Annotated in this window: 12 protein-coding genes; 6 read left to right on the top strand and 6 right to left on the bottom strand. The window is 63.5% G+C overall.

Features of this window, described 5'->3' with window-relative positions; translation table 11 throughout:
* Positions 1-22 precede the first annotated feature (22 nt).
* Positions 23-883 (top strand): NADPH-dependent oxidoreductase, encoded by an 861-nt coding sequence (locus AC0V7N_RS33115; RefSeq protein WP_475452417.1) that lies wholly within the window; start codon positions 23-25, stop codon positions 881-883.
* A 29-nt stretch (positions 884-912) separates the two neighbouring features.
* On the opposite strand, the gene gcvA is transcribed toward AC0V7N_RS33115, so the two are convergent.
* Complete coding sequence (gene gcvA / locus AC0V7N_RS33110) at positions 913-1923, bottom strand: transcriptional regulator GcvA (protein WP_475452416.1); 1011 nt, start codon at positions 1921-1923, stop codon at positions 913-915.
* A 342-nt stretch (positions 1924-2265) separates the two neighbouring features.
* On the opposite strand from gcvA, the gene AC0V7N_RS33105 reads away from it, so the two are divergent.
* Positions 2266-3861 carry an ABC transporter substrate-binding protein gene (locus tag AC0V7N_RS33105; protein WP_475452415.1) on the top strand — a complete coding sequence of 532 codons (1596 nt, stop codon included), beginning with the start codon at positions 2266-2268 and terminating at the stop codon, positions 3859-3861.
* A gap of 95 nt (positions 3862-3956) precedes the next feature.
* Complete coding sequence (locus tag AC0V7N_RS33100; protein ID WP_475452414.1) at positions 3957-5552, top strand: ABC transporter substrate-binding protein; 1596 nt, start codon at positions 3957-3959, stop codon at positions 5550-5552.
* A 71-nt stretch (positions 5553-5623) separates the two neighbouring features.
* Here AC0V7N_RS33100 and AC0V7N_RS33095 read toward each other — a convergent pair whose 3' ends face one another.
* Complete coding sequence (locus AC0V7N_RS33095) at positions 5624-7078, bottom strand: FAD/NAD(P)-binding protein (protein WP_475452413.1); 1455 nt, start codon at positions 7076-7078, stop codon at positions 5624-5626.
* Between AC0V7N_RS33095 and AC0V7N_RS33090 the strand changes: the two genes are divergently transcribed.
* From AC0V7N_RS33090 to AC0V7N_RS33080, 3 genes are read left to right on the top strand one after another with little or no spacing between them, the layout of a single operon-like run.
* A complete protein-coding gene (locus AC0V7N_RS33090; protein WP_475452412.1) occupies positions 7070-7225 on the top strand; it encodes a hypothetical protein in 156 nt (51 codons plus the stop codon). The two genes, AC0V7N_RS33095 and AC0V7N_RS33090, sit on opposite strands and share 9 nt — an antisense overlap.
* 37 nt (positions 7226-7262) lie before the next feature.
* Positions 7263-8621 (top strand): LLM class flavin-dependent oxidoreductase, encoded by a 1359-nt coding sequence (locus AC0V7N_RS33085; RefSeq protein ID WP_475452411.1) that lies wholly within the window; start codon positions 7263-7265, stop codon positions 8619-8621.
* The gene (locus AC0V7N_RS33080; RefSeq protein ID WP_475452410.1) at positions 8618-9709 is read left to right on the top strand and encodes a rhodanese-like domain-containing protein; all 1092 of its coding nucleotides are present in this window, start codon (positions 8618-8620) and stop codon (positions 9707-9709) included. Before AC0V7N_RS33085 ends, AC0V7N_RS33080 begins: the two co-directional genes overlap by 4 nt.
* Before the next feature lie 35 nt (positions 9710-9744).
* Here the strand turns inward: AC0V7N_RS33080 and AC0V7N_RS33075 are convergent, their stop codons facing one another.
* From AC0V7N_RS33075 to AC0V7N_RS33060, 4 genes are read right to left on the bottom strand one after another with little or no spacing between them, the layout of a single operon-like run.
* Positions 9745-11004: an FAD-dependent monooxygenase gene (locus AC0V7N_RS33075; protein WP_496627554.1), complete on the bottom strand. Its 1260-nt coding sequence runs from the start codon at positions 11002-11004 to the stop codon at positions 9745-9747.
* Between the two features lie 10 nt (positions 11005-11014).
* Entirely contained in the window at positions 11015-12238 is a 1224-nt protein-coding gene (locus AC0V7N_RS33070) for an acyl-CoA dehydrogenase family protein (protein ID WP_475452408.1), read from the bottom strand.
* 15 nt (positions 12239-12253) lie between these two features.
* Positions 12254-13291 (bottom strand): ABC transporter substrate-binding protein, encoded by a 1038-nt coding sequence (locus tag AC0V7N_RS33065; protein ID WP_475452407.1) that lies wholly within the window; start codon positions 13289-13291, stop codon positions 12254-12256.
* Positions 13292-13300: 9 nt separating this feature from the next.
* The gene (locus AC0V7N_RS33060; protein WP_353035441.1) at positions 13301-14485 is read right to left on the bottom strand and encodes an LLM class flavin-dependent oxidoreductase; all 1185 of its coding nucleotides are present in this window, start codon (positions 14483-14485) and stop codon (positions 13301-13303) included.
* Positions 14486-14545: the final 60 nt, after the last annotated feature.

Below are 14545 nucleotides of genomic sequence, written 5' to 3'. Positions count from 1 at the left end.
AGATTGCCAAATAGGGAAGACGATGTCACAGCCGGCCGCCTTCAGCATCCGCCCTTCCGACGCCGACCTGCATGGCGAAGCGGCGCTACGGCGGCGTTATCGAGCGCCGCAAAGCGCGCATACCGGAAACTGGAACGAAGCCCTCGAGGCGATCCTTTCGCATCGCTCGGTCCGCAACTATCTCGCCACGCCGCTGCCCGACGGGACGCTGGAGCTGATCGTCGCCGCCGCCCAGTCGGCGCCGACTTCGTCCAATCTCCAGGCGTGGAGTGTCGTTGCCGTCGAGGATCCGGCGCGCAAGGCGCGGCTTGCCGGACTGGCGGCGGTCAATCGCCATATCGAGCAGGCGCCGCTGCTGCTCGTCTGGCTGGCCGACCTGTCGCGGCTGCGCACCATTGCCGAGGCAAATGGCCGGGCGGGCGAGGGGCTCGACTATCAGGAAAGTTTTCTGCTGGCCGTGATCGACGCAGCGCTCGCCGCACAGAATGCCGTGGTGGCAATCGACTCACTCGGGCTTGGCTCTTGCTACATAGGCGCGATGCGCAATCATCCCGAGGATGTGGCGCAAGAGCTTGGCCTGCCGCCGGAAACCGTGGCGGTGTTCGGTGTCACTGTCGGCTATCCCGATCTCCTGGCTGCGACCGATATCAAGCCCAGACTGCCGCAGCGTCTGGTGCTGCATCGCGAGCGCTACCAGTCAGACCTCGATCCGGACGATCTTGCAGCCTACAATCAGACGCTTCGTACCTTTCAGCGGGAGCAGGCCATGCCCGTGGTCGACTGGACGGAGCTGATGTCGAACCGCATCGGCAGCACGGCAGCGCTGAAAGGCCGCGATCGCCTCGGCGATGCCCTCAAGGCCCTGGGCTTCAAGCTGAAATAGCCGAGTGCCATTTGTTTGCGAGACCGAGGCTATTCCGCCGCGATGATGGCGATACTAGCCGGAAGCGCTACCGGCGGCGTGAAGTCGAGAGCGCCGAGCTGGCGCGCCTCGGCCTTCAGCCAGCCATGAAAGCGCTCGACCATCTCCAGCTTTGCCTTGTGCGCCGTCGTCGCGAAATAATAGGAAAACTCGACCGGCTGCGGTGAGCCGAACGGACTGACCAGCCGCCCTGCGGCAAGGTCAGGCTCGGCCAGCCGGAATTTGCCGAGACCGATGCCTTTGCCCGCAACGGCCGCGTCGAGCACCAGCGATGACTGGCTAAGCCGAATGCCGCCCTCGACGAGGCGGCTGGACAGACCGTTGGATCTGAGCCAGCCCTTCCAGTCGGGGCAGCTCGGGTCGCGTTCCGGTCCGTCCTCATGCAGGATCGGCGCGTCACGCAGCCCCTCTGGCCCGCGATAGAGGCCGTGCATGCGAGCAAATTCCGGGCTGCAGACGGGCAGCACCGCTTCCGAAAACAGGCGTTCCGTGAGCAGGCCGCCATAGGCGCCCGGCCCGTAACGAATGACACAGTCGATGTCTTCGCTGGCGAAGTCGGCAAGTCGCGTCGATGCATCGACCAGCACTTCGAGGCCGGGGACCGCATCGCGCAGCGCATCGAGGCGCGGGATCAGCCATTTGCTGGCAAAAGAGGGCGCGACCGAGACCTTGATCGGCGCATCCTCCTCGTCGCCGGAAATCCGTGCGACCGACTCGACAACGACGTCGAAAGCCTCGGTGAGGCCGGGCATCAGCGCCTGGCCGGCCGAGGTCAGCAGAAGCTCGCCGCGGTTGCGGTGGAACAGCGGTTGACCGAGATGATCCTCGAGCAGGCGGATCTGCTGGCCGATGGCGGCGGGCGTCACATGGAGTTCTTCGGCCGCCCGCGTAAAGCTCAAATGGCGGGCGGTTGCGACAAAAGCGCGAAGCGAGGTCAATGGCGGCAGTCTCGCCAGCGTCGGCCGCAGCTTCCTCGGTCTTGCGCGAATGAGATCAACCATGAGGCGCATTCAACACGTTCAGGCCCGGCGCGACGAGGGCGGGCTTTGCGCCAAAGCCCCCGGCGGAAAATTTGGTTTGCCGCCGCATCACGCGAGCGGGAACGGAAATCTAAAAAATCCTAATGTCTACTATTCTTGTAGAAATAAGATCGGAGCGCTGATTTGGGCGTCGGCCGGCTCGCTTGGTCCTGGAATGAAACGGTCGTGCGAAGCGCCGCTTTCGGCAGACGATAGAAAATCATTCTTCCGGTTTTGCAGCGTGGCGGGGATCATCGCATCGAGGCGCCGGAGTGCGTTCGGCCGCCGGATGCCCATCGAAGCCGTTTTCCGGAGCTCAGGACCATGTCTGTCAATCGTCGTCATTTCAACCAGCTCTTGCTGCTTGGCGGTGCGAGCTTCGCATTGCCCGGCCTTTCCTTTGCCGCCGAAGGTACGCCCGTCCAGGGCGGCACGCTCAACTGGGCCTATTATCCCGATCCCACCTCGCTGATCGCCATCAACACCTCGTCGGGCACCGGCCAGGCGATCGGTCCCAAGGTGAACGAAGGCCTGCTGGATTTTGACTATGACCTCAACCCGAAACCGTTGCTGGCGACGGAATGGTCGATCAGCGACGACGGCCTGCGCTACACCTTCAAGCTGCGCGAGGGTGTTAAATGGCACGACGGCAAGGACTTCACCTCGGAAGATGTTGCCTTCACCATTTTCCGGCTGAAGGAGGCGCATCCGCGCGGCCGCATCACCTACCAGAACGTGACGGCGGTCGAAACGCCTGATCCGCACACGGCCATCATCGTGCTGTCAAAACCGGCACCCTATCTGGTTACGGCGCTGAGCAGCTCAGAATCGCCGATCGTGCCGAAGCATGTCTACGAGACGTTCAAGCCGGCAGAACAGCCCAAGCTGGAACAGACGATCGGCACCGGCCCGTTCGTGCTCAAGGAATGGGTACCCGGCAGCCATCTGATCTTCGACCGCAATCCGAACTATTGGGACGCGCCCAGGCCCTATCTCGACCATGTGGTGCTGCACGTCATCCTCGATCCGGCCGCGCGCTCGGCGGCTCTCGAAACCGGCGAGATCGATATCGGCGCCAATCCCGTGCCGCTGGCCGATATCGAGCGGCTGAAGGCAAACCCGGCTTTGGTCGTCGACACCAACACCTACGCCTATTCCGGCCCGCAGCAGCAATTGTTCTTCAACTACGAGAACGAAATCCTGACCAAGCGCGACGTGCGCCTGGCCATTGCCCACGCGATCGACCTGCAGAAGCTGGTCGACATCGCTCTGTACGGCTATGCGCAGGTATCGCCGAGCCCGATCAGCACCGCCCTGCCCAAATGGTATGATCCGAGCATCAAGGCGCGCGAGCCCGACCCGAAACTGGCGGAGAAACTGCTCGACGACGCTGGCTATCCGCGTGGCGCCGACGGCACGCGCTTCAAGCTCAGGCTCGCCTACAACGCCTTCCTGCAGACCTCGTATGCCGACTTCATCAAGCAGTCGCTGGCGGCGGTCGGCATCGATGCGGAGATCCTGAAGCTCGATCTGTCGACGTTCCTGAAGACCGTCTACACCGACCGTGCTTGGGATCTGGTGGTCGAGTCGCTGTCGAACACCTTCGATCCGACGCTGGGCGTCCAACGCGCCTACTGGTCCAAGAACTTCAAGATCGGCCTCGTCTTCTCCAACGCCAGCCACTATGCAAACCCCGAGGTCGACAAGATCCTCGAAGCCGCCGCCATCGAGCCCGACGAGACCAAGCGCCGCGAGCTCTGGTACAAGTTCCAGCACATCATCCATGACGACGTCGTGTCGGTCGATCTCGTCGCGGCCGGCGCCCAGATCGTCGCCAACAAGAAGGTCAGGGATTTTGCCCCTGGCGCTCAAGGGATCAACAACAGCTTCGCGCAGATATGGCTCGCGCCAACCGCATAGGTGCTTGGATCGCTTTGGCGGGGATCGGCGCGTGCCAATGCCGATCCCGACTTTTCTCCATGAAAGATAAATCGCGAAAACGCGGAGTACCGTCCATGACCATCAACCGACGCCTGTTCAATCAGTTCCTGCTGCTGGCCGGCGCGAGTGCCGGACTTCCAGCCGGGGCATTCGCCGAAGACGCAAAGCCGGTGGCCGGCGGCACGCTCAATTTCGTCTATTATCCCGAGCCCAACCAGATCGTTTCCATCAACACCAGCGCCGGCGGGCCGGCCACCATCGGTCCGAAGATCTTCGACGGCCTGCTCGCCTACGACTACGATCTCAATCCGCGGCCGCAACTGGCCACCGAATGGTCGATCAGCAACGACGGGCTCGAATATGTCTTCAAGCTGCGCCAAGGCGTGAAGTTCAGCGACGGCCATGATCTGACCTCCGAGGACGTGGCCTTCTCGATCTCGCGGCTGCGCGAAGCACATCCGCGCGGGCGTATCACCTTCCAGAACGTCAACGACATCGACACGTCGGATCCGCATGTCGTGAAGATCAAATTGTCGAAACCGTCCGCCGCGTTGATCTCGGGGCTGGCTGCGACGGAATCGCCTGTGGTGCCCAAGCATATCTACGAGAAGCTGAAGCCGGCGGACGATCCGTCCTTCGAGCAGATCGTCGGCAGCGGACCGTTCGTGCTGAAGGAATGGGTGAAGGGCAGCCACATCATCGTCGAAAAGAATCCGACCTATTGGGATGCGCCCAAACCCTATCTCGACCGGATCATCTTCCGCTTCATCACCGATCCGGGGGCACGCGCCGCCGCACTGGAGACGGGTGAGGTCGACATCGGGCCGAACCCGGTGGCGTTTGCCGATCTTGAGCGTTTCAAGGCGCTGCCGCAATTCGTCGTCGACAGCACGGTCTTCGCCTATAGCGGCCCGCTGCACCAGCTGATCATCAACCTCGAAAACCCGATCCTGAAGGAGAAGAAAGTCCGTCAGGCAATCGCGCACGCGATCGACCTCGACGCGGTGAATGCCATTGTCTTCTATGGCTACGGCCAAGTGTCGCCGACACCGATCAGCGTCGTCAACAAGAAGTATTTCGATCCCGACGTGAAGGCCGCGACGTTCGATACGGCGCTGTCGGAAAAACTGCTCGATGAGGCCGGCTTCAAGCGGGGAGCGGACGGCATCCGCTTCAAGCTCAGGCTCACCAACAATCCCTATAACCCGTGGGGCTATGCCGACTTCCTCAAGCAGGCATTGGCCAAGATCGGCATCGATGCCGAGATCGAAAAATTCGACTTCGGCACCTATGTCAAAACCATCTACACCGACGGTACGTGGGATCTGTCGACGGAATCCTGCGGCAACATCTTCGATCCGAGCGCCGGCGCGCAGCGGCTCTACTGGTCGAAGAACATCAAGAAGGGGCTGCCGTTCTCCAACGGCGCGCATTATCAGAACCCTGAGGTCGACCGGCTGCTGGAAGCCGCATCGGTGGAACTCGACGACGCCAAGCGCAAGCAATTGTTCTTCAAGTTCCAGGAGATCATTGCCGACGAGTTGCCGATCATCAATTTGATCGCGCCGCCGACCATCATTATCGCGCGCAAAACGGTCAGGAACTACGCGCCCGGCGCCGAAGGCCTGTCGGCCAATTTCGCTGACGCCTATATCGATCCGAACGCCTGAACTGCGGCGATCAGGAAGAAAAAAGGGCCGATGCGACCCTTTTTGCTTCTGTTGTCTTGAGGGCAGAACGGTCAGGCCAGGGCGCGCAGCCTTGGGCTGGCCTCAAGCAGAAGGCCGGCAAGGGCGATGGCCTGCGCCAACTGTTCGCCGATCGAACTCGATTCCCAGGCGACGCCGCGCAGAGGATGGCCGATGGCGAACAGATTGCCATGGGTTCTGCCGTCTCGGGAAATCACCTGGCCGTCATGCGTGGCGTCGATGCCGAAGCCGGTTGCATGCGGTCTGACGACGCCGTTCTCGAGCAGACTGCGAACGAACGGATCGGCGATCCGCCGCCAGTCATGTTCCTGATGGCCACGGCAGTTGACGACACCATCGAAACGCAGCCATTCGACCGCGCCGGTATCGCGCCAGCGGATCTCGGCGGCGATGCCGCCGGCTTCCGGATACAGTGCCAGCACCCGTCCGGCTCCACCCGCCCAGCGGCCTTGCTTCTGCGCCAGTGCAACGCGCTCGAAGCTTGGCGGTGCCGCCCGGTGCGCGGTGACATCCCAGAAGGCGCGAAGGTGGCGCGTGAACGTCAGACGCTCCCTGTCGGCGGCGCTTTGCCACAAGGCCAGGATCCAGGGCCGGATCGCCAGCGGCAGTCCTTGCCAATCCAGTCCGGCGGCCGTGATCGCGCGACGTTCGGCCTTGACCAGGGCGAGAAGCGCCCTGGTCGTTTTCGGCAATGGCCGGTCGGTGAGGAAGTCGCGCCAAGCCTCGGTGTTGCGCCGCGGCTCGACAATTTGTCCCCGGCGCGACACGACGCGATAGCTACCCTCGAAGCCGCGCGCCTCCATGCTGGCGACGACGTCGACCATGCTCAGGCTGGCACCGATGAGCAGCAGTTGCTTGCTGCCGGCGAGCCGGTCGAGTGACGCCGGATCCCAGGGATTTGCGACATAGCGGTGATCGTTGATTATGAGCGCTTCCGTGGCGGGCGGCTCGCTCTGAAAAACCCCTGTCGCCAGCACGGCCTCATCCGCCAGCAATTGCTGCCCGTCGCTGGTGCCGACGCAGACTCCGGACGGACCGGTCAGCATATCGACGGCGGATGCCTTGATGTGGCGCAGCGAGGAACGCCCGTCTGCTTCTCTGACAGCTCTGGTCAGTTCCGACTGGACATAGCTGCCGAACAGCCAACGCGGCGGACTCGAGTCCGGCACATCCGCGGGCGGCGCCCAGCCGTGGTCGGGTCCATTTGCCAGCAGCCAGCGAACGAGGTGATCGGGGTCGTCCGGATGCAGCGAGAAGATGCGCGCCGCGCCGTTGACGAGGTGTTGCGGATCGGCGGTGCCATAGGCGACGCCGCGACCGAGCTGGGCTCGGCGCTCGATGATGGTGATCGCCAGCGGCTCGGTCGAACGGTCAAGCAGCTTGATCGCGGTGACGGCGCCGGCAAAGCCACCGCCGACGATGATAACTGAGCGAGGGATCGAACGCGGAGAGATGATCGAAGGCGGGGAGGAGGAGGTATGAAGCATCAGGAACCTTTGCAACGCCGGCGGTCGGTGGCTCTAGCCATCACCTCGGCGGTGACCATCGTGCTGTCCCATAACCCGATGTCAAAAAACAATAATTGCCAGCCGGTGAAAGGCATTCTTTCGCTCAGCGTGTTTGGCAGGCGCTAGATAGGAAAGCCCTTTGCGACCAGCCCGAGAGCTGCTGATGACTGAAGATCGAAAGATTAGGCTTGGAGCCTTCGTCCGCGGACCCGGCCATCATGTCGCTGCCTGGCGCCATCCCGATGTGCCGGCCAATCCGGGCCTGAGTTTTCAGCACTATGCGGACGCCGCTCGCACCGCCGAGCGCGGTCTCTTCGACATGGTGTTTCTCGCCGACAGTCTCAGTGCGCGCAATGGCGAGCAGCCGATTGAGACTTTCGAACGCACCGGCCATGTCGTGCATTTCGAGCCGCTGACGCTTTTGTCGGCGCTCTCGACCGTCACGCAGAGAATCGGGCTCGTGGCGACAGCCTCGACCACCTATTGGGAGCCTTTCCACCTGGCGCGGCTGTTCGCTTCGATCGATCATCTCAGCGGCGGCCGGACGGGCTGGAATGTCGTCACCTCGGCCGATGCACCGGCGGCCGCGAATTTCAGCCGCGACCAGCATCCCGTCCATGCCGATCGCTACGACCGCGCCGAGGAGTTCGTGGCCGTGGCACAGAAGCTATGGGACAGTTGGGACGACGACGCCTTCGTCGCCGACAAGGCTTTAGGCATCGCCATCGACCGGCATGGCATCCATGCCCCTGACCATGTTGGCCGGCATTTCCGGGTCAAAGGGCCGCTCAACGTCGCCCGTCCGCCGCAGGGCCATCCCGTCATCGTCCAGGCCGGTTCGTCCGATGCCGGCCAGCACCTTGCGGCCAGGACGGCTGAGGTGGTTTTCACCGCTCATCCGACCATCGAATCGGCGCGCGGTTTTTACAGCGAGCTGAAGGGCCGGCTGGGCGCCTTCGGCCGCTCTGCCGATTCCTTGAAGATCATGCCCGGTGTCTTCCCGGTCGTTGCGCCGACGCGCACGGAGGCCGAGGACAAGTTCGACGCCATCCAGCGCCTGGTCGATCCGGTGGTCGGCGTCGCACTGGTCTCCGGATTGCTCGGCGGCGTCGATCTCTCCGGCCATCCACTCGACGGACCATTGCCGGAACTCGGCAGTTCCGATGCGGTGAAGAGTCGCCTGAAAGTCGTTTCCGAGCTTGCCGCGAGCCGGAACCTGACCATCCGACAATTGTATCTCGCCGTTGCCGGCGCGCGCGGCCATTTCCAGATCGTCGGCACGCCAAAGGATGTGGCCGACATGATGGAGGAGTGGTTCGTCGGCAGGGCAGCCGACGGCTTCAACGTCATGCCGCCGATCCTGCCGACGGGCCTGACCGATTTCGTCGACCTAGTCATCCCGGAACTGCAGCGGCGTGACCTGTTCCGGACCGCTTACGAAGGCAGGACGTTGCGCGAGAATCTCGGCCTTGCGCGTCCGCTCCGTGGCGCTGCCGAACAGCAAGAGAGGAAAGCATCATGAGCGACAGGACGATCGATTCCAGCACGTTTCGCCAATGGCTGGCGGATGGCGAGGAACTGGCGGTGTTGGATATCCGCGACAGCGCGACTGTCGGATACGCATCGCCGCTGTTCGCCACCAATCTGCCCGCGGCTCAGGTCGAAGCGGAAATCGACCGCTTTGTCCCGCGCAAGTCGGTGCGCACCGTGCTGGCGGATGACGGCAGCGGCTTCGCCGAGCAACTTGTCGAAAGACTGGTCGGGCATGGCCGTACCCAACTGTTTGCGCTGGCCGGTGGAATTCCGGAATGGACGCGTGACGGAATTGATGACTTACCGACCTTCGATACGCCGGGCGTCGATTTTTCGCTGGCGATCCGCGACGAGAAGGGCACGCCGGTCATCACCGCCGAAGAACTTGCGGCACTCAAGCGCCAAGGCGCCGATGTGGTCGTCCTCGACAGCCGGACGGTGGTGGAGTTCGACAAGGACCACGTGATGGGCGCCATCAGCGTGCCGGGTGCCGAGTTGGTGCTGCGCTTTGCCGACCTGGTGCCATCGCCGAAGACGCAGGTGGTCGTCTCTTGCGCCGGCCTGCCGCGCGCCATCATCGGCGCGCAGACGCTGATTGACGCCGGCGTGCCCAACAAGGTCGCCTATCTGCACGACGGCACCAAGGCATGGCGCGAGGCCGGTCTTGCGCTCGAAATCGGCAAGACCGCGGCCTACGGTCCGGCAAGCGAGGATGCGAAGCGCTTCGCCGGTGAGCACATCGCAAAACTTGCCGAAGGCGACAGTTTTCCCCGCGTCGACCCTGCAACGGCGACGGTCTGGGCGAAGGACGACAAGCGGACCACCTACCTTCTCGACGTGCGCACGCCGGAGGAATTCGCGGCAGGCCACATTCCTGGCTCGATCTCGTCGGAGGGCGGGCAGTTGCTCGGCGTCGCCTACCGCACCATCGCCGTGCGCGGCGCCCGCGTCGTGCTGATCGACGATCTGCTTGGCGTCCGCGCGGCGACGACGGCGCACTGGCTGCAGCGGCGCGGCTTCGAGATCGCCATCCTCCTGCATGACTTCCAGTCGGCGAGCCTGGTGGAAGCAGCGTAAAGGCAGGAGAGCTGTCAGTCGATTTTTCGAGGCCGCTATTCGGCGGCTTCCTTTTGGCGGCGGCCCGAGAGGACGTTCTTCTGCATCGCCGTCAGCGAAGACCGCACCGCGTTGGCGCCGTGCTCCAGCATCTTCGCCTCATAGTTTGACAGGGCTTCGAGCAGCGGCTTGCCGCCGCGTCTGGCGGCCACCAGTTCCGGCACCAGCAGCCCGGCGTCATAGATCGCGGTGTTGCCGCCAAGCGCGCGGAAATAGGTCATGGCGTGGATGGCGTCGCCAAGCAGCGTCACCCGTTTCGTCGGCCAGGGATCGACAGGCTCTGAGCTGTGGACATGCAGCAGTGCCACCGTCGACGGATCGGTGTAGCGAATAAGGTTGACGATCTCCGGATGCCAGTGCCCGATCTTCGAAATCAGAAGATCAAGCAGTTCGGAGCCGGAGAGCTTCGCCAATACGTCATCCGTGGCAAGCTCGTCCTTTTCATAGGCGGTGTTCCACCAGACATAGCTGGTGGTGTTGTTGAAATGGAAACCGGCAATGTCCTTGTGGGTGTCGTCGTCCAGCCCGATCAGCCCATATTTGCGATAGGCCTCGACAATGACACGATGGCTGGTGACCATCAGCCCGTGACCTTCCGTCGGCCTGACGCCGGCATTGTAGTCGAGCAGCAGCGGCGAGATCTGGTGAAGGGCTGCCGCATGCAGCGTCATCTTGCCGGCGAGGCGCCGCACACCGGTGTCGAAGCTCCGCGCATGCGGCACCAGCTGCTGGCGCACGCGCGAGCGGGCGCCGTCGGCTCCGACTAGCACATCGGCATGGATTGAAGAGCCATTCTCGAAATGCGCTGTTACCGAGCCGTCCGGCTGCTCCTCGTAGCGTGAAAAGACCTTGCCGTAGCGCACGACGCCGTCGAGGCCGGAAAGCAGCACCTGGCGTAGCGTGATACGGCTCACCGACTTTTCGATATGCGTGTCGTCGGCCTCGCCGAGCGTGTTTCCGCCGCCCCAGGCATCGTCGCCCAAGGTCGCGAAATTCTCGTCGAGCAGGATGTTTCGGTCCGGCGCCTGGCCGAGCGTGGCGACAAAAGCCTCGTAGAGCTCTGCCGGCAAATTGGCGATCAGCGAATCGATGCCGCGCTGGCGGATGCGCAGCCGAAAGCCCTGGACATAATCGGTGCGGGCGCGATCCTTCTCGAAGACCGCGACTCGGATGCCGTTCTTCTTCAGGCCCTGCGCCAGTGTCAGGCCACCGGGACCTCCGCCGATGACAGCGACTTCGACATGTTCCGTTGCCATCGGATCGCGCTCAGCCGACCGCCGCAAGCCTGGGCTTGCCAGTGGCAATAGCCGGTGCCTCGGCGATAGGTTGCCGGGCGGCATGGCGACTGAGCGTCGCCTTGGCGGCGATCGTCCGGATCATGTGGTTCTGCGGCGCGTGCGAGCGTGCGGTCAGCGCATCGCGATGATGACGTTCGAGCTGGAAATCTCTGTTAAGGCCGGGATTGCCGGCGAGCTCCAGTGCCAGCGAGGTGACAGCGACGGCATTGTCGATGACGACATGCCGGACTGTCATGCCGTCGGTGCCGACAGGTCGGCCGGCATCGACGTCTTCGGCGAGCGAACGCAGCAGCCGCGTGCTGGTCGCAAGCCGGACCTCGATCTCGCCAAGCCCCGCCTGGATGTGCGGCACGGTCGACAGCGGCGCGCCGAGGCTCGCCGGCGCATGCGTGGTGACGAAAGAGACCAGCCGGTCGCGGGCAGCGCGAGCCGCACCATGATAGACAGCGCCGATCAGTGAAAAGAAGAACGCTGTCGAACCCTCTTCGCGCCTCAGCGGTTCGGACGCCGGCTGTGTCTCGGTAATGTCTTCGGCAGGAACAGCAACATTATCCAGAATGATATCGTCGCTGGCGGTGGCCCGCATGCCGGCGGCGTTCCACTTCTTTTCGATACGCAATCCGGGTGCGTTGGTCGGCACCAGGAACGAGGCGAGGCGCGGTTGCGGCTCGTCGGTCAGCGCCAGCAAGTTCACCCATTTCAGAATAGGAATGCCGGTGACGTAGTTCTTGTGGCCGGATATCCGCCAGACATTGCCGTCGCGCCGGGCAATGGTTTCGGGCGACTTGCCATGGGCGGGCGAGCCGATCCCCGGCTCGGCCTGCGCGGCGTTGATCAGGGCAGGGCCGTGACGGCCGGCCTCGACAATCCGCTGAACCAGATGGCGCGGCCATTTTCCGGATTTCCGCAGCGCGTACTGGCTGTTGTAGTGCATGGCCAGCACCAGCGCCGTCGATGGCTCGCCACGGCCGATCTCGGCGATCACCGCCTGGGCTTCCGTCAACCCGCCACCGAGGCCGCCATGCTCGCGCGCCGTCACCAGGCCAAGCAGCCCGGCCTGGTGAAGCCGGTCGAAATTGACGAAGGGGAATTCCCCGGTCTCGTCGTGATGTGCGGCGGTCAGCGCGAAGTCGTCTGCAAGGCTTGCTACCGTGTCGAGGAGTTGCGGAAACTCGGGGATCGTCGAGGTCATGAAGCTGGCGTCCTTTCAGGCGGCGGCGCGAATGTTCACCTGATCGAGCGGCCGGCAATCGACCCAGGCCTCGACATCGAAATCGCTGGCGAGAAAACCCCAGTCGCGCAGGAAATTCTTGTAGTGGGAAACCGCCGCGACGAGCTCGGGCTGCAGTCCGAGGCCGAGATGCTTGTGGACATCCGGGCCGTTGGCGGCCAGCACCTGCTCCTCGGTGGCGCCGGATTCGCGGGCGACGAAGCGCCGCGTCTCTTCCGGATGCGCCTCGGCCCAGGCACTGGCGCGCAGGATCGTCTCGATCAAGCGCGCGACCAGGTCAGGGCGTTCCTCGGCCAACCGTTCGTCGACGGTCAGCACGCGCGGCGAACCGGAATTGATGCGGATGTTGGGGTCGGGGTGGAAGCCGAATTCGGCGACCTGGATGGCGCCGATCAGATTGGCGACGTTGATGCCGGCTGTGCCCTTGACATAGATGGCGTCAACTTCGCCACGGATCAGCGCGGCGGCTTCCTCGCCATAGGCCTGCTTGCGCTTGAGGCCGAACAGCGACGGGCCTTCCTGGCTGTCGAGCACGCTGTCGGCCAAGACGATGTCGACGATCTCGACGTCGTCGGGGCTGAGGCTTTCGAGCGACAGCGCAGAGACCAGGCCCTTCAGCGCCGTCGCTCGCATGAAGTCGACGATGCCTTCGGGGCGCCGGGCGATGCCGAAGCGGCGGCCTTTCAGGTCGCTGGTCGTCCTCATGCCGGAGCCAGGCAAGGTGATGATCGCCTGGAATTCGTCGGTCCAGGTGATGCCGACGAGACGCGTCTTGCGCCCTTCGGAGCGGGCACGGATCGGCGGCACGTTGCCGCCGTGGCGGAACGACCAGTCGAGCGTGTGGTTGAAATGGCTCTGGCGGATGTCGCGGTTGGGCGAGTCGATGATCGACTTCAGTTCGATCCCTTCCTTGCGGAAGGTTTCGTCGAGAAGCCCGAGTTGCGCTGCAAGCCCGACAGGCGTCGGCACCGGGCAGCGTGTGTACCAGATTTCGGAGATCGCATTCGTGCTCATGATTGCTCCTCAGGCGTTGCGCAAGCCGGCCTGCTTCATCAGCGGCAGAATGTTCTCGCCGAAGAATTCGAGGTCGGGCTTGAAGTCGAAGAAGGAGAGCTGCAGGCCGTCGATGCCGGCGTCCTTCAACTTGACGAACTGGTCGACGATCTGTTCGGGCGTGCCGATGAGGTAGATGTTGCCGCCGACCTTGGCGTAGGGATCGTCGCGACCTTCGCGACCTTTCCAGGCCTGGGCGTCGCTGTTGAAGGTCTGGAACCCTTTCGGCGTGCGGCTGTCGGCGTGGGCGACGATCTGGTCTGCAACCGCCCAGGCTTCCTTCTCGGTCGGCCGGCTGATGACCAGCGGATTGAGCAGCGTGCGCACCTTGCGGCCGACACCAAGGGCTGCGTCCTTGACCTTCTTCGTATGCGCCGGCAGTGCCTCCAGCGCGCTGGCGATATCGGAGCCGGCCGGGCTGGTGACGAAGACGATGTCGGAATAGCGGCCGGCAAAGGAAATGCCGGCGTCCGAGCCGGTGGCGTTGACCAGGATCGGCCGGCCGTAATTCGGCTTCGGCGTGACGAAGCCGCCATTGAGTTTCCAGCTCGATTCTCCCGAGAAGGAGAAATTCTCGTCGTCCTGCCACAGCCGCTGCAGCACTTCGACGAATTCGGCGGCCAGTTCGTAACGGCGGTCGTGCTCGATGCGGTTCCAGCCGAACATCTCATGTTCGACGGCACGATGGCCGGTGACCACATTGATGCCCCAGCGGCCGCCAGAGATATGGTCGAGCGTGGCGCCGAATTTTGCCAGATGCAGCGGATGCCAGGGGCCGTAGAGAACATGCATGGTCGAAATCAGCATGATCTTCTTGGTGATCGCGGCCATGGCCGCCACGGACACAAAACTGTCCAGCGCCTGGCCGTTGAATACCCCCCCATAGCCGCCCTTGGGCAGCCATTGGCTGAGCGCGAAGACGAGGTCGAAGCCAAGCTCCTCGGCCTTGAGCGTCAGGTCGCGATTGTAGTCGAAGCGCCAGTCGGTCGAGCGGGGCAGGGTGGAGTTGGTCCAGCCGCCGGCCTGGATCGGCAGGAACAGCCCGAGCAGCACCGGCTGCTGAAGCGCTTTCGAGAGCGGGCTGTCCGGATAGTCGGTTGGCGCCTTGAAGAAAGGCGTGCCGACGATGGAACCAGGCTTGTGGGCGAGCGTCATGGCGAAATCTCTCGGGGAAGGAGAAGAGAACATGCGCGAAAGACCGCGCACGGGTTGGCG

The sequence above is a fragment of the Mesorhizobium kamtschaticum genome (genome assembly GCF_056174585.1).
This window is presented reverse-complemented; position numbering and strand designations above follow the sequence as displayed.